The organism is Shimwellia pseudoproteus (assembly GCF_016415625.1).
Classification (GTDB): domain Bacteria; phylum Pseudomonadota; class Gammaproteobacteria; order Enterobacterales; family Enterobacteriaceae; genus Shimwellia; species Shimwellia pseudoproteus.
This window is the reverse complement of the sequence record NZ_WBXP01000026.1, coordinates 1-22,402: the sequence shown is the minus strand read 5'-3', so window position 1 is coordinate 22,402 and position 22,402 is coordinate 1. Positions and strand designations below refer to the sequence as shown.

22 protein-coding genes are annotated in these 22,402 nt (G+C 54.0%); 10 read left to right on the top strand and 12 right to left on the bottom strand.

Features of this window, described 5'->3' with window-relative positions; genetic code table 11:
* Nucleotides 1-26 precede the first annotated feature (26 nt).
* Nucleotides 27-287, top strand: coding sequence for an acyl carrier protein (locus F9C28_RS12450; RefSeq protein ID WP_199015689.1), 261 nt, complete (start codon nt 27-29; stop codon nt 285-287).
* Complete coding sequence (gene spt, locus F9C28_RS12445) at nt 274-1,449, top strand: serine palmitoyltransferase (RefSeq protein ID WP_199015688.1); 1,176 nt, start codon at nt 274-276, stop codon at nt 1,447-1,449. Before F9C28_RS12450 ends, spt begins: the two co-directional genes overlap by 14 nt.
* A 140-nt stretch (nt 1,450-1,589) precedes the next feature.
* Here spt and lptG read toward each other — a convergent pair whose 3' ends face one another.
* The 7 genes from lptG to F9C28_RS12410 form a co-directional block, all read right to left on the bottom strand.
* Complete coding sequence (gene lptG, locus F9C28_RS12440; RefSeq protein WP_199015687.1) at nt 1,590-2,669, bottom strand: LPS export ABC transporter permease LptG; 1,080 nt, start codon at nt 2,667-2,669, stop codon at nt 1,590-1,592.
* A complete protein-coding gene (lptF, locus tag F9C28_RS12435; protein WP_199015686.1) occupies nt 2,666-3,736 on the bottom strand; it encodes an LPS export ABC transporter permease LptF in 1,071 nt (356 codons plus the stop codon). Before lptF ends, lptG begins: the two co-directional genes overlap by 4 nt.
* A 179-nt stretch (nt 3,737-3,915) precedes the next feature.
* Nucleotides 3,916-4,482: a YtfJ family protein gene (locus F9C28_RS12430; RefSeq protein ID WP_199015685.1), complete on the bottom strand. Its 567-nt coding sequence runs from the start codon at nt 4,480-4,482 to the stop codon at nt 3,916-3,918.
* Nucleotides 4,483-4,908: 426 nt separating this feature from the next.
* The gene (locus F9C28_RS12425; protein ID WP_199015684.1) at nt 4,909-5,739 is read right to left on the bottom strand and encodes a hypothetical protein; all 831 of its coding nucleotides are present in this window, start codon (nt 5,737-5,739) and stop codon (nt 4,909-4,911) included.
* Nucleotides 5,739-7,073: a lipopolysaccharide biosynthesis protein gene (locus F9C28_RS12420; RefSeq protein WP_199015683.1), complete on the bottom strand. Its 1,335-nt coding sequence runs from the start codon at nt 7,071-7,073 to the stop codon at nt 5,739-5,741. The genes F9C28_RS12425 and F9C28_RS12420 overlap by 1 nt, the downstream gene beginning before the upstream one ends.
* A gap of 392 nt (nt 7,074-7,465) precedes the next feature.
* Complete coding sequence (locus F9C28_RS12415) at nt 7,466-8,218, bottom strand: nucleoside/nucleotide kinase family protein (protein WP_199015682.1); 753 nt, start codon at nt 8,216-8,218, stop codon at nt 7,466-7,468.
* A 37-nt stretch (nt 8,219-8,255) separates the two neighbouring features.
* On the bottom strand, nt 8,256-8,969 hold the full coding sequence (locus F9C28_RS12410; RefSeq protein ID WP_199015681.1) for a nucleoside/nucleotide kinase family protein: 714 nt from the start codon (nt 8,967-8,969) through the stop codon (nt 8,256-8,258).
* A 177-nt stretch (nt 8,970-9,146) separates the two neighbouring features.
* Here F9C28_RS12410 and F9C28_RS12405 point away from each other — a divergent pair, with 177 nt between their 5' ends.
* Entirely contained in the window at nt 9,147-9,872 is a 726-nt protein-coding gene (locus F9C28_RS12405; RefSeq protein WP_199015680.1) for a dTMP kinase, read from the top strand.
* A gap of 631 nt (nt 9,873-10,503) precedes the next feature.
* Nucleotides 10,504-10,716, top strand: coding sequence for a cold shock protein CspG (gene cspG, locus F9C28_RS12400; protein WP_199015679.1), 213 nt, complete (start codon nt 10,504-10,506; stop codon nt 10,714-10,716).
* A gap of 154 nt (nt 10,717-10,870) precedes the next feature.
* Here cspG and F9C28_RS12395 read toward each other — a convergent pair whose 3' ends face one another.
* Nucleotides 10,871-12,151, bottom strand: a complete 1,281-nt coding sequence (locus F9C28_RS12395; protein WP_199015678.1) for a TonB-dependent receptor — start codon at nt 12,149-12,151, stop codon at nt 10,871-10,873.
* Nucleotides 12,152-12,767: 616 nt separating this feature from the next.
* On the opposite strand from F9C28_RS12395, the gene pstS reads away from it, so the two are divergent.
* From pstS to phoU, 5 genes are all read left to right on the top strand, one after another.
* Entirely contained in the window at nt 12,768-13,808 is a 1,041-nt protein-coding gene (gene pstS, locus F9C28_RS12390; RefSeq protein ID WP_199015677.1) for a phosphate ABC transporter substrate-binding protein PstS, read from the top strand.
* A gap of 69 nt (nt 13,809-13,877) precedes the next feature.
* A complete protein-coding gene (pstC, locus tag F9C28_RS12385) occupies nt 13,878-14,837 on the top strand; it encodes a phosphate ABC transporter permease PstC (protein WP_199015676.1) in 960 nt (319 codons plus the stop codon).
* Nucleotides 14,837-15,724 carry a phosphate ABC transporter permease PstA gene (pstA, locus tag F9C28_RS12380; RefSeq protein ID WP_199015675.1) on the top strand — a complete coding sequence of 296 codons (888 nt, stop codon included), beginning with the start codon at nt 14,837-14,839 and terminating at the stop codon, nt 15,722-15,724. The genes pstC and pstA overlap by 1 nt, the downstream gene beginning before the upstream one ends.
* A 48-nt stretch (nt 15,725-15,772) precedes the next feature.
* A complete protein-coding gene (pstB, locus tag F9C28_RS12375; RefSeq protein ID WP_199015674.1) occupies nt 15,773-16,546 on the top strand; it encodes a phosphate ABC transporter ATP-binding protein PstB in 774 nt (257 codons plus the stop codon).
* A 59-nt stretch (nt 16,547-16,605) separates the two neighbouring features.
* The gene (phoU, locus tag F9C28_RS12370; protein ID WP_199015673.1) at nt 16,606-17,331 is read left to right on the top strand and encodes a phosphate signaling complex protein PhoU; all 726 of its coding nucleotides are present in this window, start codon (nt 16,606-16,608) and stop codon (nt 17,329-17,331) included.
* 64 nt (nt 17,332-17,395) lie between these two features.
* On the opposite strand, the gene yieH is transcribed toward phoU, so the two are convergent.
* Nucleotides 17,396-18,061, bottom strand: coding sequence for a 6-phosphogluconate phosphatase (gene yieH, locus F9C28_RS12365; RefSeq protein WP_199015672.1), 666 nt, complete (start codon nt 18,059-18,061; stop codon nt 17,396-17,398).
* A gap of 167 nt (nt 18,062-18,228) precedes the next feature.
* Between yieH and F9C28_RS12360 the strand changes: the two genes are divergently transcribed.
* Nucleotides 18,229-19,566 (top strand): NCS2 family permease, encoded by a 1,338-nt coding sequence (locus F9C28_RS12360; protein WP_199015671.1) that lies wholly within the window; start codon nt 18,229-18,231, stop codon nt 19,564-19,566.
* Between the two features lie 48 nt (nt 19,567-19,614).
* Here F9C28_RS12360 and F9C28_RS12355 read toward each other — a convergent pair whose 3' ends face one another.
* From F9C28_RS12355 to F9C28_RS12345, 3 genes are all read right to left on the bottom strand, one after another.
* Nucleotides 19,615-20,784 carry a DUF1624 domain-containing protein gene (locus F9C28_RS12355; protein WP_199015670.1) on the bottom strand — a complete coding sequence of 390 codons (1,170 nt, stop codon included), beginning with the start codon at nt 20,782-20,784 and terminating at the stop codon, nt 19,615-19,617.
* Nucleotides 20,785-20,895: 111 nt separating this feature from the next.
* Nucleotides 20,896-21,462 carry an NADPH-dependent FMN reductase gene (locus tag F9C28_RS12350; protein WP_199015669.1) on the bottom strand — a complete coding sequence of 189 codons (567 nt, stop codon included), beginning with the start codon at nt 21,460-21,462 and terminating at the stop codon, nt 20,896-20,898.
* 32 nt (nt 21,463-21,494) lie between these two features.
* Nucleotides 21,495-22,238 carry a 4'-phosphopantetheinyl transferase family protein gene (locus tag F9C28_RS12345; RefSeq protein WP_199015668.1) on the bottom strand — a complete coding sequence of 248 codons (744 nt, stop codon included), beginning with the start codon at nt 22,236-22,238 and terminating at the stop codon, nt 21,495-21,497.
* Nucleotides 22,239-22,402: the final 164 nt, after the last annotated feature.

The window sequence follows — 22,402 nt, the reverse complement described above, 5'->3', positions numbered from 1 at the left end:
CTGACTATAGGTGCGGCAAAGTTTCTATGCTAAATCGTGAAATGGTGATGGATTATATCCTGGAGTGCTTACAGGGTATGGTCGCAAGCGGACTGGAGATCAAGCCTGACAGCGATCTCGTTGATGAGCTTGGTCTGGAGTCCATCAAAGTAATGGATCTGTTGATGATGCTGGAAGATAAATTTGATATCTCCATTCCTATCAACATCTTGCTGGATGTCAGAACCCCTGCACAATTGCTGGATGCTCTGGTCCCACACCTGGAGAAAACCTATGGGCCTTTATGATAAGTTCGCGCGCCTTGCCACGGAGCGGGAGCAGTTTCAGAGCTCCGGTATTAATCCATTTGGCACCCGTATTGATGAGATTTACTCAGCAACTGAAGGGCGAATTGGCGACCAGAAAGTCATCCTGGCCGGTACCAATAACTACCTGGGGCTGACGTTTAATGAGCAGGCGATTGCCGATGGTCAGGCAGCATTAGCTGCGCAGGGCACTGGGACTACCGGGTCACGTATGGCCAACGGTAGCTACGGCCCGCATTTGGCGTTAGAGCAAGAAATTGCCGCGTTCTTCGACCGCCCAACGGCTATCGTCTTTTCTACCGGCTACACCGCTAACCTCGGGGTTATCAGTGCCCTGGCAGGCCCTGGCACCGTGGTATTACTGGATGCCGACAGCCACGCCAGCATTTACGATGCCTGTACGCTGGGTGGGGCTGAAATTATTCGTTTCCGTCACAATGATGCTCAGGATCTGGAGCGCCGTATGGTGCGCCTTGGTGAGCGCGCCCGCGAGGCGATTATCATCGTTGAAGGTATCTACAGCATGCTGGGCGACGTTGCGCCGCTGGCAGAGATTGTTGATATTAAACGCCGTCTCGGCGGCTACCTGATCGTTGATGAAGCCCACTCCTTCGGGGTTCTGGGCGAACACGGTCGCGGTCTGGCTGAAGCCGTTGGCGTAGAGAAAGACGTCGATATTATCGTCGGTACGTTCAGTAAGAGCCTGGCGGCCATTGGCGGGTTTGCCGTGGGCGGCAAAGAGATGGATGTTCTGCGTTATGGCAGCCGTCCCTATATCTTCACGGCCTCTCCGTCACCGTCCAGCATTGCGTCCGTACGCTCTTCATTACGTACTATCGCTCAGCACCCGGAACTGCGTGAGAAGCTGTGGCACAACGCCAACCGTCTCTATGAAGGTCTGTCAGCGATCGGCTACGAACTGGGCGCGCATATCAGCCCGGTGGTTCCGGTTATTATCGACTCCAAAGAAGAAGGTCTGCGTTTCTGGCGTGAGCTTATCACCCACGGTGTTTACGTAAACCTGGTACTGCCACCGGCAGCGCCTGCGGGTATGACCCTGTTACGCTGCAGCGTGAATGCTGCCCACACTGACGAGCAGATCGATAAGATTGTTCAGGTGTTTGCGGCAATGAAAAAAGACTGATTCAGGCCGCGCTACGTTAAGGTAGCGTCCTGAGTAAGCCGTCGTATGATACAGAACAGCCTGTGGGAGACCACAGGCTGTTTTTTTATGGGTTGTATATCCGGGCAGCCTGCCCGGGAAAAAACCTCGCCAGCGCGCCGTCAGTGGTTTTTATCGAACCGGTATACCAGTTTTAGCGCCACTGCCAGCAGCAGCACCGGCGGTAGCAGGGTGGTGAGCTGAACGTTCAGGCTGAGCAGCAACCCGAGGTTAACAATAATCTGGTAGCTGATATAGGTCAGCAGCCCAACAATGACCCCCACGGCCAGGCGGCTTCCCATACCGGGGGAGCGGGGGGCGCTGAAGGTAAACGGGATCGCCAGTAAAATCATCGCCAGGGTCAAGATTGGCCGCCCCAGCTTTTGCCACAGCGCGAGCTTAAATTCATTACTGGGCTGGTCGGTACTCTTCAGGTAGTGGATATAATGGTTCAGCTGGCGAATTGAGAAACTGTCGCTGGGCATGGTGAGCTCTTCAAGGCTCATATTGGTGAAAATCGACTTCCACGGCAGGGTATCCAGCGTTTTGACAGTCTCTTCACGGTTACTCCAGTTTTTCTGATTTACCCCGTGCAGGATCCAGCTACCGCCGTCCTGAATGGTGGCGGTTTTGGCAAAGATATAAGACTCCAGGGACAAGTCTGGTTTGTAGGTAAAGATCTCCACCCCCACCGGCTGGTGGTGACTGTCGAGGGTTTTCACCGTCACAAACTCGTTATCACGCCTGGCCCACAGCATATTGCTGACATTGTCGTTATCAGGATCTTTTGCCATGGCGGTGTTTTTCAGTTGCAGGGCATGCTGCTGCATTGGCGAGGCGGCCCATTCGTCGAGTGCGCCCAGCACCACGGTTAACAACACCCCGGCACACAACATCACCATGGCGATGCGGAAGATAGAATAACCGACGGTACGGATGGCGGTTAACTCGAGGCTTTTCGACATCTGCCCCAGCCCGACAATTCCCCCCAACAGCGCGATAAACGGGCCAAGGTCGATCAGGGTACGGGGCAGGGTCATCAGAACAACCAGCACCGCCTGGGTCCAGTGGTAGCCGCCGGGGCTGACATCATCCAGTTCGTTTATCAGGTTAAAGGTGGTGAACAGCGGGATCAGTAATCCTGCCGCGGCGGCAAAGCCGATAAAAACGTTACGTATAAGGTAGCGGCCGAATATATTCATCGGGAAAACTTCTGCAGTAGGGAAAAGTCACGTGCCATCAGCGTGAGTATCGCGATCAGCATCAATACCGGCACCAGCCATACCCCCGGGATAACCGGCAGTGCGCCGTTGGCCACCAGGGTTCGGCAGACGTTACCGCCATAGAAAATCAGGGTGAATACCACGGTCAGGGGAAGCAGGGTTGCAAAACGCCCCTGGCGCGGTTTGGTCCGGCTAAGGGGGATAGCCAGCAGTGCCATTAACAGCGCCGTCAGCCCGCGGCTTTCGCGCCACTGCAGTTCCGCTTTGTCAGCCGGATCGGGCGAGCGGGCCAATATGGTGTTCTTTTCCGCTTTGCGCTTCACATTCAGGCCCTGTAAGAGCGGCTTGAGGTGTAAGTCGAGATTTTTATAGATCTGCTCGTTATCGTTGATGCCCTGGTGATCCAGGGTATACGCCGTACCGGCATTCAGCTTCACCGCAGGATGTGTCGGTGACGGGTTGATGACCTGAACCGTTCTGGCCCGGTAGACATTGGTTTTATTGCCCGAAGCGGTATAAATCAGGGCATCGGTCAGTACGCTGGTATCGGTATTGATTTGGCTTGCCAGCACCATGCGGCCATCGTCATTGGTGTTAAATTTTCGCGGCATCAGATGGTTTACATCCAGCTCAGACTGGGACTGCTGCTCAAGCTTATAAATTTGGCCATAAGCCCAGGGGCGGCCATACATCGACAGCAGCGTAACCAGTACGGCCAGCGGAATGGCCAGCATCAACACGGCGCGGTAAATACGCGACGGGCTGGCGCCGCCGGCGTAAATGGCGGTGATTTCCGAATCATTATACATCTGGCCCAGGGCGATCCCGACTGAGACATACAGCCCCACCGGTAGCAGCATCTCCAGCGCGATGAGTATTTTGTAGAAAACCACATCGGCGACAACTTCCAGGGCTAGTGTGCCATTGGCGGCTTCAGTCAGATAACGCTGGGCGGAATAACTGGCGAAAATAAAGATCAGAAACCCCACGATGGTCAGGACTAGCCTGTGGGTCTGGCCAACGATGTAGCGTTCAATCAAATACATATAATATACACATCCCACATTACCTGGAGGGCCGACAGCATCGCGGCTAAATCGCGGCTTACCGCCGCCCTGAAGTGGCAGTAAGCATATGGCTGGATTCTTTGTTCAGTACCGGAGGTTATCATACCGTGGACCGGCGGCGGACAGTAGCCGGCGCAGCCCCGGTGTTATGCCCCGTTTCAGTCGCGTTCTTTTAACAGCATGTCATGGACCATCGCCAGCACGTTGTACACTTCATCGGTGGTGAGCGCCCCGTCTTTCGCCCACTGAACACGGCCGTCTTTATCGAGCACCAAAATGGTGGAGCTTTCTTCTTTCAACTGCCAGGCTTTACGGCCCAGGCCATTACTGTCGACGATAAACTGCGCCCAGGGGTATTTCCGCTTGTTCTTTTCCAGCTTGCCGCGGACGAAAAAGCCAGAGCCCGGGATCTCATCATCGGTATTGACGATGGTGGTCGGCTGAAAGCGATCCAGCGGAAAATCCGCCGCTTTAATTGCCTTAATCAGCAATGAATTTTTCTTTTTTGCCGAGGTGCGCCCGGCAATATATTGCACCACGCGGATCTTGCCTTCCAGCTGCGCGCTTTTCCACGGACGGTAAGAGAAATCATCACCGTTCATCAGCATCTCGCCCCGGTCGGTAATACTGATTGGCGCCACGCGCTGACCAACAACCAGATTATGCGCTGAGGCCAGCAGCGGAAATAACATCAGCGGTATGGCCAGCAATTTTCGTAACATCATGGTCTTTCCTTCTGGCCAGTAATTTCAGCTTTCTGGCCTGCTTTAAGCATAGATACTTTTTGTTGAAATAATGCCTCTCCCTGCTGGCGCTGTCTGCATGACGGCAGCCTGACTGAGAGATAATTTATACATACCGGGCATGACCGGCTTGTGGGCAATGGTTTCAGCGCGTTACATTTTTATTCTGTGTGTGTTGATAAACGCGGATGTGGCTACTGCTCCGGAATGGTTGATGTCAGATTGTCACAGATCTGGTGCGGTGCTGCTCTGTGTATGCCGCGGCGCATATGGGCCGGGTAAAAACAGAACTTTCACAGATTATCGCAGCCGGTGCACCGATGAGCGGCGAAAAATGCGGTTATGATATAACCAACTACTACGGCGACAGCGCGGAGAATGTGGCTCCGCGCTGGCCTGGAAACCGGATTACAGCGGGTAACGCGCCAGCAGCAATTCCAGGCGCTCACGGAGGCTGGGCTCCAGGGCCGTAGGCTCACTGTAGGCCTTTACGCCCGCCAGATCATCCGCCACCATCTCGTCGTGCTTATCGCCCATAATGCCGTTAATGGCAGCCAGAAAACGAGAGACTTGAAACGCTTCCTGATTACCCGGATCAATCGAACGCAGGGTGTCATAGTATGACACCTGCTGGCTGACAATTTTACGCACATCGTGAAACTCGCGGCCGGTTAACAGCGGTTTAGCGATCAGGGCCTGTAAATTACGCATTTCTTGCTGACGGTAAGCGATAAAGCTTTTCACGCTATCCAGCTGGATATGGCGTAAGGAGTAACGCACCAGCACCCAGACCGGCAGGCTGAGGTAAACCCGCAGCAGTTTGCCGTAAAAACTGACGTTTTCCTGCTTCTTATTACGAAACGCATCCTGGTAGCGGCCAAGGAATACCGTGGTTTTGCTGAACCACATACGGGATTCATGTTTCTTGCTGTACAGACGCAGGGCAAAACGCAAATGCTTATAGCGGGAGCGAATGTATTTATATTGCATCCGCTCCTGTTTGGATAAGCCGCCGTTTCTCAGTTGCTTCAGTACCAGGCGCAATAGCTCAGTCCGGGTAAAACCATCCTCCCAGTACTGCAGGCACAAGCCATAATTCGCGCGAATGTTCTCTTCCGTGCACTGTAAGTCAATTACCGCCGGCAGACCGACATGCTCATCAGCAACGTCGTCTTCATCAATGGCATCAAACAGCCGTTGTTCCGTTTCCGCGGAAAATTTATTCCATCTGTTGGTCATTAGGTACTCTCTTTGGATGCCCTGAACCTTAATAAATGACGCTGATGGTAGGCTCGCAGTGTGGGCAGTAGTGATGTCAGAACATCTAAACATTGACCACCTAAATACGCATAGGCGGCGCCCACAACCCCAAAGAAATGAGACAACACAATCAGAAGTACAATATAAGATGCAGAGGCAATCGTCTGCATAACCAGGAAAATACGTTGTTTACCGGCCATAAACAGTAACGATTCCTGGGGGAAGCCCATCATCGATACTACAATAGCCCCCAGCATTATTTTAATTAAGTCATAGGCCTCAAGGTATTTATGGCCAAAGACTACCGAAATTAATGGCTTCCCGGCAACCATCACCACCAGGGCAACCAGAATCCCGATCCCGCCTGCCAGAAACGCGGATTTTAACCCCAGAACCCAGGGCTGCTTGGTGCGCGGATCGAGACGCATAATCTCGGGATAAAAGCTTTTCTCCAGCAGTTTAGCCGGTGTGCCCGTGGCGTCAAAGAAGGTCATGGCAATCTTAAACAACCCGGCAGCCGCAGGCCCGAGCACGATACCGACTAATACGGTACTGCAGGAGTTACGGGCCGCCCAAATTGAGTGGGCAAAGTTGGTGGTCCAGACAAAGTTCCAGGCGTCTTCCAGTTTCCTCGCCGCTTTAAATAAGCTGGGACGCAGGGCATTGTGAATATTGCGGCGGCGCAATTCATTGGCCGCAAACCACCAGTACATGGTGCCGCCAATCAGGTTAGAGGCGTACCAGGCAACAACGAAACCGGCAAAACCGAGGTCCCAGTACCAGGCAATAACGCTGCCCAGCGCCCGCAGGAACGGTTTGGTGGCTTGCTGAATGGCAATCAAATCGAAGCGGTCTACGGCACGTAAAATCCCGGTTGGCGTTGATGCCGCCATTGATGGGATCAAGGTGCAGTAGAGCATGGCCAGCCAGAAACTGTTGGAATCCAGTCCTAACGAATGTGACAGGAACGGCAGTAATACCATCCCGCCCACCACGGCCACGGCGCCGCTGGCAATATCCAGACCGAAGGAGAGTGAAATAACATCGCGGAATTTTTGGATGTTTTTACTGGCCAGCGCCGGTGTGCCATATTGCACAACCAGTTGCCAGGTCTGGAATTTGATAAAGTCACTGATCGCTTTCGCGTAGGACTGAACAACAACGAGGACCCCAAACATTTCAGGTGTCATGCCTTTACCGGCACAAGACAGCGCCACTAAACCAAGCAGGGCACTCACCACGTTACTGGAGCCTAAATAAGCAGTATTACGAATAATGGTGCGGAATGCGCCATCGGAGAACCAATGTTTCATGGTAAAAAACCAGCCATACCAGCCAACTCAGCCAGACAAGGTTATCAACCGCTCAGCAGGAAAACCTACCCAGCATATACATCAGACACGGTAATCTTTTGGTCTGAGTTCAGGCGTGCCCCCGTCCGTGGAATGTAAAGCCACACTGTTTGCGTTCCTTTAACAACACCAGGTATAAGAATTGAGACAATAAACTCAGGTGGGCATCAGGCGGCATCAGAATAAACTAAAATTCAGTCAATCTAAAGAGGATGTAGCATGTTAAGCCAAAGGATAATGCTGCCGGTGGCAGGGTTTTTGCAGTGAATATCAGGCGGTTAAACAGTATCCTGACAGTCACTGCGGGCATCACATTCTGGCCCTGATATATCGCACATCAGCGCCAGGGGGGCTCAGGCCGTGACAGCCGTGCGCCGCGAGCTTTCCGCCACGTCGCCGATGGCGTCGAGCGCTTGTTGTAGCTCCTCTGCGTAAGGCTGCCGGGAGTCGAGCTCAAAAATGCGGGTGCCGTTGTAATGGAGCTTCACCATGATGGCGATTTTATCGCGTAGCTCTTCGTAGTCGTGGTCAGGCTTGCGTGCGAAGGCGGTATCAATGTCGATATCCAGGCGAATCAGCAACTGCGGGCGGTACTTCGCCATTTCCAGGTACAGCAGACGCTCACGTTCCGCCAGCCATTTGGTGATTTTGCCGGTGGCACGCTCAACGCCGATACCCGGCCCGTCATAATGGAACCCGGAAATCTCCGCCTGGGGATAACGATCGCTTATCACCAGCACGCCGCTCTCCGCCAGCCGTTTTACTTTGCGCAAATTGGACATCCGGCGCAGGGAGAAACCGTACATGATAAGCGCCGCCCAGAGTGCGGGTGCCTTCGTGGTCATGCTCTGGGTTTTCGAGGACTTTTTCGCCAGACGGCGTTCCAGCCAGACCCCGATAATCGGCAGCTTTTTAATTTTGTCGCCATCTTCACCGGATACCAGCCCCAGATAACGGCGTTCGGTGACCCAGCGACGATTAAGATGTTTAACCAGATCGGCGGTAAGGGTGGATTTGCCGGTGCCATCACAGCCCACAACGGCTACCAGTCCAGGAATATAATCAGCGGCTGGTTCGTTATTTGTGTTCAATTTATCTGTTTGCATTTACATCTATCTTAAGTGGCAAGCACAGGGGCTGTGATTACGCGAGAGAGGCCCGAATCGCGTTAAGCGATTCATTCAGTATGGTATCCGCGGGTTCCCGGCCATCCAGATTGAGGATGTGGGCACCGTTAAAAGTCAGCGTCGGTATTACCGCCACTTTCTCACGCAGCGCCGACAATTTATGGTCAGGCTTACGGGCGTGGGCGGTTTCCGCATCAATATCCAGGCGGATCAGCAGTAGCGGCGGGTATGACGCCATCCACTGATACAGCTTTTGCTCACGCCGCCTCAGAGCCTGTACCCACCAACTGCCACCGCTGGTTTTTGCCAGTTGGGGGCCATCAAAGCGAAACCCGGGCACTTCGGCCTGCGGGTAGCGGTCAGTAATCAGTATCCGGCCTTGTTTGCTGCGGGCCAGCATTTTACGAAATTTATACGCCCGCCAGCAAGAAAGCAGATAGATAACCAGCGCCGTTACCGCACCGGGCGGGGTGGATGGACGTTCATTAACGTTATCTGCTTTTTTCAGCAAATAGCGGCCAAAAGGCGCACCAATGATCGGCAATTCGCTGATCCACTCACCGATTCGGCCAGAGGACTGACCGAGGTAGATCATCTCTACCGGTTGTTGAGGTGCCAGATGATTGACCAGGCTGGTGGCCAGGGTTGATTTGCCGGAACCATCGCAACCCGTGATGGCAATCACCCGCACAGGAGGATGATTAGCAATAGGACTAATCTGTTGACTCACGAAAAAACCCAATCTCAAAAAATTTGTTGTATATTAATTCATCCTGAATTCAGGATATTTGCGTCACGTGCCGTGACAATGACTCTTTGTGACTTCTTGCTATTTATATAGCGCCTCCTTGAGGATATCCGAAGAAGAGAGTATTTTCTTAAAATATTTTAAGAAGTGAGTATTTTTATGCATTCTAAACTTCCACCGCTCATAGCAGTTATTGGCAGTGATGGCTCTGGAAAATCAACCGTCTGCGAACATCTCCTCCCCTGCGTAGAAAAATATGGTCCCGCTGTTCAGGTTCACCTGGGTAAACAAGCTGGGAATGTTGGTCGTGCCGTTACTAAACTTCCGCTGATGGGTAAATCCATCGGTAAAGCGATTGAACACAATAAAGTGAAGACTGCCAAGGCGTTGCCGGGTGCGGGTCCTGCTTTAGTTATTATGTCGTTTGTGGTGCGCCGTTTACTGCGTTTTCGCCATATGCTGGCGTGCCGTCGTCGCGGGTTAATTATCCTGACTGACCGCTACCCGCAGATCGAAATTCCTGGTGCGTATGACGGTACGGTATTCCCGGCGAATATCCCCGGCAGCCCGTTTGTTTCCTGGCTTGCTGAGCTGGAGCGTAAGGCATTTCGCTGGATGGCCGGCGTGAAACCGGACCTGGTTATCAAGCTCAATGTTGATCTTGACGTGGCCTGCGCCCGCAAGCCTGACCACCGCCCGGAAGCCCTGGCGCGCAAGATTGCCATCACACCACAGCTGACGTTTGGCGGCGCAAATATCGTTGATATTGATGCCAATAAACCACTTGATGACGTGCTGGCCAACGCGGAAAAAGCCATTGCCGATTTTATGGAGTCCCGCGGCTACCATTATGCTGAAGCGGCCACATCCGCAGCCAGCCGCTAACGGAAATCTTCTATCCCTACTGAGCGCGACTGATATCATGGAAAGAGTTTGCTGAGCGATAACAGTGAATTACTGTCTATATTTCAGCGGTATTCAGAGCGCTTTTAGGGATAAATACTCGGGGAAAATACGGGTATTTTATATTAATATTTACTTACATCTGCTGCTTTCCCGGCAGGGTAAAACTCCCACCGTGTTATTAACAAATGCGTATTTACGACACTTCTAATTATAATAATTCGATTTCTAATCTTCTTTTTTTGCCGCGCAAACAGGCAACGCACAAATAATCAAATCTCGCTTTTTCCCGCCGCGGTTTATTTGGCTTTTTCTGCTGTGAGCTTTTCCCCGGGATCATGGGATTATCTGCAGATTTCTACCGCTGGCTAAATGGGAAAAATAATTATTTAAAAACAGCGCTTGATCCCAGGGGCTAAACATGAGTAAATAGCGTCACCGGTTTGAAAGTCAGACCTTATGAAAGCAGTTTTAGTAAAGCAGTCCTCAGTTCAGGCGTTATCCAAAGATACCTCTTCTTCATGAGCCTCCTCCTAAGTGCCCAATAAGTTACTTCTGAAAAACAGACCACTTTCGCCGCATACGGCTCAAAAAAAACAGTAAGGTAATCTCAATGTCTAACAAAATGACTGGTTTAGTAAAATGGTTCAACGCTGACAAAGGCTTCGGCTTTATCTCCCCGACTGACGGCAGCAAAGATGTATTCGTACACTTCTCTGCTATCCAGAGCGATAACTTCCGTACCCTGGAAGAAGGCCAGAAAGTTGAATTCACCATCGAAAATGGTGCTAAAGGCCCGGCAGCTGCTAACGTTGTAGCGCTGTAATTACGCCAGAATTCACGCCGCAGCTGACAATAACGATGACGGACTTGTCCTGAGTAGCTGAGCTACGGTGATAAAAAACCCGCTGAAAAGCGGGTTTTTTTATGGCTGCGATATATCACCCGGGGGCATCATCACCGATGCCCCCGGGCGGTAATCAGAAGTCGTATTGCAGTGTCAGGCGGTTCTGCCAGAAGCTGGAATCATACAGCGGTGAGGTTTGCACCCCGGCGAAGTCGCTGATGCTCAGGCCTTTCAGTGCACCATCAAATGCCCAGATTGCGTACACCAGATATTCGGACTGATTAATACTCGCCGAGGCAACAGACGGCTTCAGATCCATAAAGGAATAGCGGGTGCCGACGGACAGGTTCTGGGTGGCGACAAAATTAAACTCAGTGGCCCAGGCGTTACCGCTCCCCAGATCCTGGGTGCTGGTAAAGTAAGGCTGTGCAAAGTATGGCCCGGATGAGCTGTTATGAGCATACGGTGTCACCAGGGCACCATTATTCCAGCTGTTTGCGCTACCGGCGATATGGTTATAACCCAGCTTCCATCCCAGTGATGGGGTCAGTGCCAGCGCCAGTTGTGCCCCGTAAGAGGTGCTGTTGACCTCTCCGGCCAGGGCCTTACCTTCGCTGGTGCCGCGGATAAACTGCACGGCCACATCCGGCTGCATTACCGTTTGCTGCCAGCTCAGGTGGCTCTCGCCATACACCAGCCGGGTATAGTCTTCGTATTCTTCGTACCAAATCTGGCCAGACAGCTTTTTGTCATCCAGCTGCACTGCCCGGCCGGCACCGGCACCCCACATGCCGTTCGTCGGGGTATCAATATCGGTATAGGCCGTGGTCTTCAGGAAGTTATCATCGCCCCAGGGCTTATAGCGCCAGACTTTGGTGGCGCGGATAAAGTTGTCTTTATCGCCATAATTTACATCCACCGCCCGGTAGAGTATCGGGGTAATACGCCAGTCATAATCCCCCATAAACGGCAGATCGAGGCGCTGATCGCCGGCGGTAATTTTCAGATAGTCCCACTGCCAGCTCAGCCAGGCTTCACCAATATTATTCTGGTTCTGGCCAATGTCGCTGATGGTGTGGCTGTTATCGCCGTGGTTGATGCCGCGCAGGAAAATCCCGCTCACCCCAAACTGAAACCCGGCAAGCAGGGCGCTCTGGTATTTCAGGCTGCCACCGTAGCTGATGGTGTCCTGGTTGAACCCTTTGGCGAAGTAGGCGTTATGGGTGGAGTAGTAAAGTGAGCGCAGGCTGCCGCTTACGGTACCACAGGTAAAGAAATCACCCAGATTATCCACGCCGCCATTGCCGTAGTGGCAGGAGGTATCAATATTGCTCTGGGTGTCAGCATATGCCGGAGAGAGCAAGGGCAGCAGTAATGCACTGGCCCACGCATAGCCGATGATGTTGTTTTTCATTGTGTTTGCCTTGCTAGATTTCATTGCCACATCTGTTAATCGTGCTTTTCGGTACCAAACTGCACAGCAACGGAAACGTTTGCGTTCCGGCGCTAAAAAAAACCTCTGCCAGGGAGTGAACGATTCCATGGTGAGAGGATTAAGGCCGCCATCCGGCAGGTGCTCTGCACGGCGTAGCGAAACGTCGTTGTTGTTGCCAGTTAGCGGTGCCGGAAGGAGTGAAAAAGCAGCGGAATGGACGAAAAGTGTGATCCCTCCCCTTCAGGCGCGGCAACCATATAGTAATGTTCAGTAAAACGCCAGTCTGGAAGAGAAAATAGCTGGCTAATTATGTCCGATTGCGGAGTATTTAATCGTTTGCGCGGCGGTGACCGGCGCCGCGGTTCTGTCATTATTGGCGGCACTTTTGGTCATACTGAAAAAAAACGGTAATTATTTAGTGGGTTAAGAATATTGTTATTCTATTGATTAATAATCTATTTTTAATGATGTGGCGCGCCACAAAACCGCTGTCATAAATCTGTCATATTTCATACATTTTACTGTCACCAAACTGTCCTACTTTGCTCACCATAGCGTTTAAACAATAGATTACGAACACCGAGCAGGAGACATTATGAAAGTTATGCGTACCACCGTCGCAACTGTTGTCGCCGCGACTTTATCCCTGAGCGCATTTGCAGCTCAGGCTGCCGCCAGCCTGACAGGTGCAGGGGCAACCTTCCCGGCGCCGGTGTATGCCAAATGGGCTGACTCCTACAACAAGAGCACCGGTAATAAGGTGAACTATCAGGGGATCGGCTCCTCCGGCGGCGTAAAACAGATCACTGCCAATACCGTTGACTTCGGCGCATCTGATGCCCCACTCAGCGATGAAAAACTCCAGCAGGAAGGGTTGTTCCAGTTCCCCACCGTGATTGGCGGCGTGGTGCTGGCGGTAAATCTGCCGGGCTTCAAATCCGGTGAGCTGGTGCTGGACGGTAAAACCCTCGGGGATATCTACCTTGGGAAAATCAAAAAATGGGATGACGCGGCAATCGCTAAGCTGAACCCGGGTAAGAAACTGCCGGCGCAGAACATTGCTGTGGTTCGCCGTGCGGACGGTTCCGGCACCTCTTACGTGTTCACCAGCTATCTGGCGAAGGTGAACGATGAGTGGAAAACCAAAGTGGGCTCTGGCTCTACCGTAAACTGGCCGACCGGTCTGGGCGGTAAAGGTAACGACGGGGTTGCTGCATTTGTACAGCGTCTGCCGGGCTCCATCGGTTACGTGGAATATGCCTATGCTAAGCAGAACAACCTGGCCTACACCCAGCTTATCTCAGCGGATGGCAAGGCGGTCAAACCGACGGAAGTGAGCTTCTCCAACGCGGCAAAAGGCGCGGACTGGAGCAAAACCTTCGCTCAGGATCTGACGAACCAGAAAGGGGATGATGTGTGGCCAATCAGTTCCACCACCTTTATTCTGATTCATAAAGAACAGCAGAAACCCGGGCAGGGCGCAGAAGTGCTGAAATTCTTTGACTGGGCTTACAAAGACGGTACCAAAGAAGCCAACGCGCTGGATTACGCCACCTTGCCTGAGAGTGTGGTTGAACAGGTTCGCGCTGCATGGAAAACCAACATCAAGGATAGCAGCGGTAAATCTCTGTATTAATCGCGTAATGGTCTTCATCGCCAGGCCGGAGACTCACCCGGGCTGGCGATTTACTTGAAAGAGTGAATTATGGCGGTAACAAAGCCGGTGTTAAGTTCCCCGGGTAAAAAAGGCGATGTTATTTTCAGTGCGCTGGTTCGGCTGGCTGCGCTGATTGTGCTATTTCTGCTGGGCGGAATTATCGTCTCCCTGATCATCTCCTCCTGGCCGAGTATCGAGAAGTTTGGCTTCGCCTTCTTGTGGACCAAAGAGTGGGATGCCCCTAACGATGTCTACGGGGCGCTGGTGCCGATTTACGGCACCCTCGTCACCTCATTTATTGCCCTGCTGATCGCGGTCCCGGTGAGCTTCGGTATTGCGTTATTCCTCACGGAACTGGCCCCGGGCTGGCTGCGCCGCCCGCTGGGGACCGCCATTGAGCTACTGGCGGCGATCCCTAGTATTGTGTATGGCATGTGGGGGCTGTTTATTTTTGCGCCGCTGTTCGCGACCTGGTTTCAGGAGCCGGTGGGCAATATCCTCTCCGCTATCCCGTTTGTCGGCGCGCTGTTCTCTGGCCCCGCATTTGGGATTGGTATCCTCGCCGCGGGCGTCATTCTCGCCATCATGATCATTCCGTATATCGCCTCGGTGATGCGGGATGTGTTCGAACAGACCCCGGTGATGATGAAAGAGTCCGCCTACGGGATCGGCTGCACTACGTGGGAAGTTATCTGGCGTATCGTACTGCCCTTTACGAAAAACGGGGTGATCGGCGGCGTGATGCTTGGCCTGGGGCGCGCCCTCGGGGAGACAATGGCAGTCACCTTTATCATCGGTAATACCTACCAGCTGGACAGCGTCTCACTGTATATGCCGGGCAACAGTATAACCTCGGCGCTGGCTAACGAATTCGCCGAAGCCGAATCCGGCTTACATGTGGCTGCCCTGATGGAGCTGGGCCTGATCTTGTTTGTTATCACCTTTATCGTCCTGGCGATTTCTAAGCTGATGATCCTGCGCCTGGCAAAAAATGAAGGGGCACGTTAATGGCGACCATCGAATTACACAATAGCGAAGCGCTGGCGGCTTCCCGCCGTAAGATGCAGGCCCGCAGGCGCCTGAAGAACCGTATTGCGCTGACCCTCTCTATGGCCACCATGGCGTTTGGGCTGTTCTGGCTGGTGTGGATCCTGTTTTCAACGGTAACGCGCGGTATGGACGGGATGTCCTGGGCACTGTTTACCGAAATGACCCCGCCGCCGAACACTGCCGGTGGCGGGCTGGCCAATGCCCTGGCCGGGAGCGGCCTGTTGATCCTCTGGGCGACGGTTATCGGTACGCCGCTGGGCATTATGGCGGGGATTTATCTGGCAGAGTATGGCCGTAAATCCTGGCTGGCAGAGGTGATCCGCTTTATTAACGATATCCTGCTGTCGGCGCCGTCCATTGTGGTGGGGCTGTTCGTCTACACCATCGTGGTGGCGCGGATGCAGCACTTCTCTGGCTGGGCCGGGGTGATAGCCCTGGCGTTGTTACAGGTTCCGATTGTTATCCGCACCACCGAGAACATGCTCAAGCTGGTGCCGGATAGCCTGCGTGAGGCGGCCTACGCCCTGGGGACACCGAAGTGGAAAATGATTTCCGCCATTACGCTCAAAGCGTCGGTCTCCGGGATCATGACCGGGGTACTGCTGGCGATTGCGCGTATTGCCGGGGAGACGGCCCCGCTGCTGTTTACCTCGCTCTCTAACCAGTTCTGGAGCACCGACATGATGCAGCCGCTGGCTAACCTGCCGGTGACCATCTTTAAATTTGCCATGAGCCCATTTGCCGACTGGCAGGCCCTGGCCTGGGCGGGGGTACTGATTATTACCCTGTGCGTCCTGTTACTGAACATTCTGGCGCGCGTGGTGTTCGCGCCGAAGAAGCACTAATTGACGTCGGTGTGGCGGGATGCCGCACCGCATGAGGAAAAGAAACAGATGAGTACGGTTAATACAGCCTCCGGCAAAATTCAGGTGCGTAATCTGAACTTCTACTACGGTAAGTTTCACGCCCTGAAAAACATCAATCTGGATATTGAGAAAAACGAGGTGACGGCGTTTATCGGCCCGTCGGGCTGCGGTAAATCCACCCTGCTGCGGACCTTTAACAAAATGTTCGCGCTCTACCCGGAGCAGCGCGCCGAAGGCGAAATCCTGCTGGACGGGGAGAATATTCTCACCCATTCCCAGGATATCGCGTTACTGCGCGCCAAAGTGGGCATGGTATTCCAGAAGCCGACCCCGTTCCCGATGTCCATCTACGACAATATCGCCTTCGGGGTGCGCCTGTTTGAGAAGCTTTCCCGGGCGGACATGGATGAACGCGTGCAGTGGGCGCTCACCAAAGCGGCCCTGTGGAATGAAACCAAGGATAAGCTGCACCAGAGCGGGTATTCGCTGTCCGGGGGCCAGCAACAGCGCCTGTGTATCGCCCGCGGGATTGCCATCCGCCCGGAAGTGCTGCTGCTGGATGAACCGTGCTCCGCCCTGGATCCTATCTCCACCGGGCGCATTGAAGAGTTGATAACCGAACTAAAACAGGACTACACCGTGGTGATTGTTACCCACAATATGCAGCAGGCCGCCCGCTGCTCCGATCGCACCGCGTTTATGTACCTTGGGGAGCTGGTGGAATACAGCCAAACTGATGAGCTGTTCACCCGGCCGAAAATGAAACAGACCGAAGATTACATTACTGGCCGTTATGGCTGATGGCCAATGAGTTTTCTGGTGATCGTACCGTAAATTTTGCCGGAATTCAGGAGAGTACCGTGGACAATCTTAACCTCAATAAACACATCTCCGGCCAGTTCAATGCCGAGCTGGAGTACATCCGCACCCAGGTGATGACCATGGGCGGGCTGGTAGAACAGCAGCTGTCTGATGCTATCACCGCCATGCATAACCAGGACAGCCAACTGGCGAAACAGGTTATTGATGGCGATAAGCGCGTCAATATGATGGAAGTTGCCATCGACGAGGCCTGCGTGCGGATTATCGCCAAACGCCAGCCCACCGCCAGCGATCTGCGCCTGGTGATGGCGATTATTAAAACCATCGCTGAGCTGGAACGCATCGGTGATGTGGCGGATAAAATCTGCCGTACCGCGCTGGAGAAGTTCTCCCAGCAACACCAGCCGCTGCTGGTGAGCCTTGAATCCCTGGGGCGGCACACGGTGCAAATGTTACATGACGTCCTCGATGCTTTCGCCCGCATGGACATTGACGAGGCCATCCGGATTTACCGGGAAGACAAAAAAGTCGACCAGGAATATGAAGGGATCGTGCGCCAGTTAATGACCTATATGATGGAAGATCCGCGCACTATCCCCAGCGTACTGACGGCGCTATTCTGCGCCCGCTTCATTGAGCGGATCGGTGACCGCTGCCAGAATATCTGCGAGTACATTTTCTATTTCGTGAAAGGCCAGGATTTCCGCCATGTGGGCGGCGACGAGCTGGATAAACTGCTGGCGGGGAAAGATTCCGACGCCTGAGTGCACCACCCTGGCGCCAGGGCCTAGCGGCCCCGACGAGATACCTCGCGGGGCCGCGCTGCGTTTAGCGGGTAATATGCCAGCCGCGGCTGGCCCACAGGGCAGGGAGCTGGGCTAAATCAGTGAATGTGGTCACCTTCGGGTGATCAATCGGCCGGTTATGCGGATCGGCACAGAAGTAAAACACCTCCATCCCCGCCGCGATCCCGGCCTGGGCGCCGGCCATCGAATCATCCACCAGAATTGACCGGGTGGGGTCTACGCGCATCTCGCTGGCGGCGTGGAACATAATGGCCGGGTCTGGCTTCCAGCACTGGATGTCATAGCCGCTGTATAGCCGATCGGCAAAGTGGTCCAGCATGTGGGTTTTGCCCAGCGAATGCTGCATTTTGCTGACCGGGCCGTTAGAGACAATACACATCGGCAGGGTAATTTTCGCCACCAGGCTGGCGGCGCCGGGGATCTCCTGCAGCTCGCTGTCAAACAGACGCGCCACTTCGGCGCGGTACGCTGGCTCCAGTTGCTCCCGGGTCAGCTGTGTGCCGTGCTCGGCGTTAATGGTGTCAATAATTTCATAGAGCTTAATGCCCTTAAACCGTTTGAACACCTCTTCCAGGTCCAGCGTTATTCCCGCCTGGGCGAACATATGGACATAGGCTTTCGAACAAATGACTTCACTGTCCACCAGCGTGCCATCGCAATCAAAAAATACCGCGTCAATCTGGGACATGCCGTTTCCTGTTTCTGTAAGTTGAACGTTTACTCTAAGCTGTTTGCTGTACGCAATCGATGCCGTATAAGCAAATTCAATGAAAAAAAGTGCGTGATTACCCTGCCTGTTAGTAATTTTTTGCTATAGGATAGCGACCAAAACTTCCCTTTGTCCGGAAAATGACAATGAGCCAACCAACCGCTACCCCGGCGAACAGCCGCGGTTTTCTTGAACGTATGTTCAGGCTGCGCGAGCACGGTACAACGGTACGTACCGAGATTATCGCTGGTTTTACCACCTTTTTAACCATGGTTTATATCGTGTTCGTCAACCCGCAGATCCTGGGCATCGCGGGCATGGACACCCAGGCCGTGTTTGTCACCACCTGCCTTATTGCTGCCGCAGGCAGTATTTTAATGGGGATTATCGCGAATTTACCGGTGGCACTGGCGCCGGCGATGGGGCTCAATGCCTTCTTCGCCTTTGTGGTGGTAGGGGCTATGGGGCTCACCTGGCAGATGGGCATGGGGGCTATCTTCTGGGGCGCCGTCGGCCTGTTCCTGTTGACCATTTTCCGCATCCGCTACTGGATGATAGCCAATATCCCGCTGGGCCTGCGGGTGGGGATAACCAGCGGTATTGGGCTGTTTATCGGCATGATGGGCCTGAAAAATGCCGGGGTTATCGTGGCCAATAAAGATACCCTGGTGGCCGTGGGTAATCTCACCAACCACAGCGTACTGCTGGGGGTACTGGGCTTCTTTATTATCGCAATTCTGGCCTCGCGCCATATTCACGCGGCGGTGCTTATCTCCATCGTCATTACCACCCTGCTGGGCTGGGCGCTGGGCGATGTCCACTACAGCGGGATTATCTCAACACCGCCCAGCATCGCACCGGTCTTTGGCCAGGTGGATCTGGCGGGCTCCTTTAATCTGGGGCTGGCCGGGGTTATCTTCTCGTTTATGCTGGTGAACCTGTTTGACTCTTCCGGCACCCTGATTGGGGTGACCGATAAAGCCGGCCTGACGGATGCCTCCGGTAAATTTCCGCGGATGCAGCAGGCGCTGTTTGTGGACAGTACCTCGTCTGTTATGGGGGCGTTTATCGGTACGTCTTCGGTGACGGCGTACATCGAATCGACGTCAGGGGTCTCCATCGGTGGCCGTACCGGGCTGACAGCGGTTATCACCGGCCTGCTGTTCCTGCTGGTGATATTTCTCTCTCCGCTGGCGGGAATGGTGCCGGGCTACGCGGCTGCCGGGGCATTGATTTACGTGGGGGTACTGATGACCTCCAGCCTGGCGCGGGTAAAATGGGATGACTTAACCGAAGCGGTTCCGGCGTTTATTACCGCGGTGATGATGCCGTTCACCTTTTCAATTACCGAAGGTATCGCCCTGGGTTTTATCGCTTACTGTGTGATGAAAATCGGCACCGGCCGGATACGGGAACTGAGCCCCTGCGTGGTGATTGTCGCGCTGCTGTTCGTGCTGAAAATCGTCTTTATTGACGCCCACTAATCAGCGTGTACGCCACCAGCCTGATGGCTGGTGGCGAGAGCCAGGCCGTTAGAAATACTTCAGCCAGCGAATATCGCGACGGCGCATCTTATAACCGGCAAATTCCTGTACCGGTTTAAACAGCAGCATCACCAGAATAGCGGTCATCATCCAGATCCTGCCCAGTTGATCCACCCCATAGATATCACCGTGGTTGTCCCCCCACAGCATCACCGCCCCCATATACAGCCCTCTTAGCAGATACAGGTGCACCAGATAGAAAAACAGCGGTGCCGCGCCAAATCCGGCCAGCGCAACCAGCCAGGAGGACTTAGGTAACTGATCAAAGAGCGCCAGCAGTAAGAGCCCCACGCCCAGAGTCAGGCTACAGAACGCCAGGGATGGCGGGTATTTGGTGACATTAAAGAAACCCATCGCGGTTTCGCCGAGGCTGGCGCCACTGTGCCACGGGGCTTCACCGTAACCGTTGATTACCCGCACCGCAAAGAACACCAGCAGCAGCAGTACACCGCTGCCGATCAGGCGCTTCGTTCTGGTCTCCCGGGTGAGCGAGGCAAACCACGGGCCGGTGCAGAAGCCCAGCGCCATCACCGCAGGCCAGGGGAGCAGCGGATAGTCGATGCGCAGGCGTAAGCTGTCGCTAAGTGTTATCCAGCCGGGGCGGTGCAACAGCTGTAACGGGATTGCCCAGTCTGATCCATCCGGAAGCTGTACAGCATCCAGCAGGTTATGGCCACCGATCACAATAAGTGCCAGCAGCAGCACTACCGCGCGGGGAATAAACAGCAGGGCGCTCATAATGACCATGCTCAGGCCAATGGCCGAGAGGATCTGTAAATGGATAACCGGCGGCGGCAGCTGGAAGGTGGCGGCAAAATTGACCACGGTGATGTCCAGCAGGATCAAGAACAGGCCACGCTTCAGTAAGTAGGCCGCGGTCTGGGTGCGGCTGGCGGTCTGTTGATAATAGAGCGCGGCAGAAAGCCCGGTTAAAAAGAGGAATACCGGGGCACACAAATGCGAGAGTGTCCGGATGAGAAACAAGCCGGCAGAAGTACTGGTGATGTCCATCGGGTCGCTCACCGGCATCTGCAGGTAAAAGGTTTCCCGGAGGTGATCGACCAGCATTAACAGCATCATCAGGCCACGTAATGCATCAATGGCGATCAGGCGCTGTGTGGTCACCGGGGATGATCCCGGGAAGAGGGCAGAAGACATAAATATCGGGTCCGTGCTAAAAGTGTTTCGTAATAACAAGTCACAATGCAGCAACACAACCCATGGAGTGGCTGGGTTACTGTGCGGGCTAACCCGCACAGTATAGCGGTATTAATCTTTTACGCGCTGGATATAACCCGCGAAGGCGGTTAACTGGCCGGTTAAATGGTCCAGGGTGCTCTGATCGACAACTTCACCGCGCTGGGTATCCACTTTATTCTGGATAACGCCACCCATAAATTCCGGCTTATTCATCACCATCGCATCGAGGAAGACCAGGATCTGGCGCAGATGATACTGGCAGCGTGCGCCGCCAATGGCCCCCATCGAACTGGTCTGGATAAGTACCGGCTTACCGGCCAGCGGTTGATCCGGCAGGCGGGAGATCCAGTCAATGGCGTTTTTCAGGCCACCGGGGACAGAGTAGTTATATTCCGGGGTGACGATAACCACCCCATCGGCAGCGCGGATCTGATCCGCCAGCGCCGTGACGGCGGCCGGAAAACCGTCCTCTTGCTGTAAATCCGCATCGTACAGCGGGATATCCGCAATCGACGGCAGCGCGGACACCTGCATCCCCGCCGGGGCTATTTTGGGTAAGGTATTGGCAACCATGCCATTAAAAGACCCTTTGCGCAGACTGCCCAGTAATGTGACTACGTGTAACGTTTCGGACATAGTGACTCCTTGATTGAAATCGTCATAACAGGTTAGTCGGGAATTAACACTTTCTCCGCCGGCATACTGGTAAAGCGCATTATCCGGCCACCTGGACCGCGTAAACGCGCCTGAATATCAGGAAGGTTACGCCAGCCGTGGCGATTATCAAACTCCCAAAGCGTTAGCGAATCTATCTTGCGGGTGGCGCTGACGGCCCAGATCAGCACATCTTCGGTATCGCAGAAGGCCTCAATGCCCGGGGCGTGCTTCGCCCGCAGGCGGCCCGCCCCGGGAAACAGGCGAATCTCATCGGCGGCACTGGTCATGCAGCCGGTTAGTTTATTCACGCTGCCGCGCAGGGTTTCCAGCTGGAGCCGCGCTTCCTGCGGATCGCGCTGATTGTTAATCCAGGTATTCTCACTGCTGCTGAAGGGGGACTCTGCCGGGGCGGTGTGGCGCACTAACTGGGAGGGGCGCTGGATGGCGATATCCAGACCACAGCGGCCTTCCGGTGTCAGCGCCACGCCGACAATATTGCCCGCATAGGCAATGGAAAAGTCCGCCAGGGACGGATCGGCAAAGCAGGGGCGGCCGCGTTGATCGACGGTTAATTCCGGGAGTTTACTGGTGCCGTAGAGCATAAAAATAAGTTCGGCCAGCAGTGCGCGTGACGCGATATACCGGGCACTGCGGTGCTCTGGAAGGCTGCGGGCGAACTGGTGGCAAGAAGCGGGGAGCCGTACTGAAGTCAGATTATTGGGGTTAATGATTCCCCGGGCAAAATATGTCGCCATGTTTCCCTTCATGAGTATGACTACGAATGACTATTTTCCGTGGTAGCTAACTGAAACGCTCCTTGTGTTAAGGAAGGTGCGAATAAGCAGGTCATTTCTTCCCAAGCTGACTCGCTGATTAAAATTTCGCGGATCTGGGCCGATTTTTTTCCCGCAAACACATC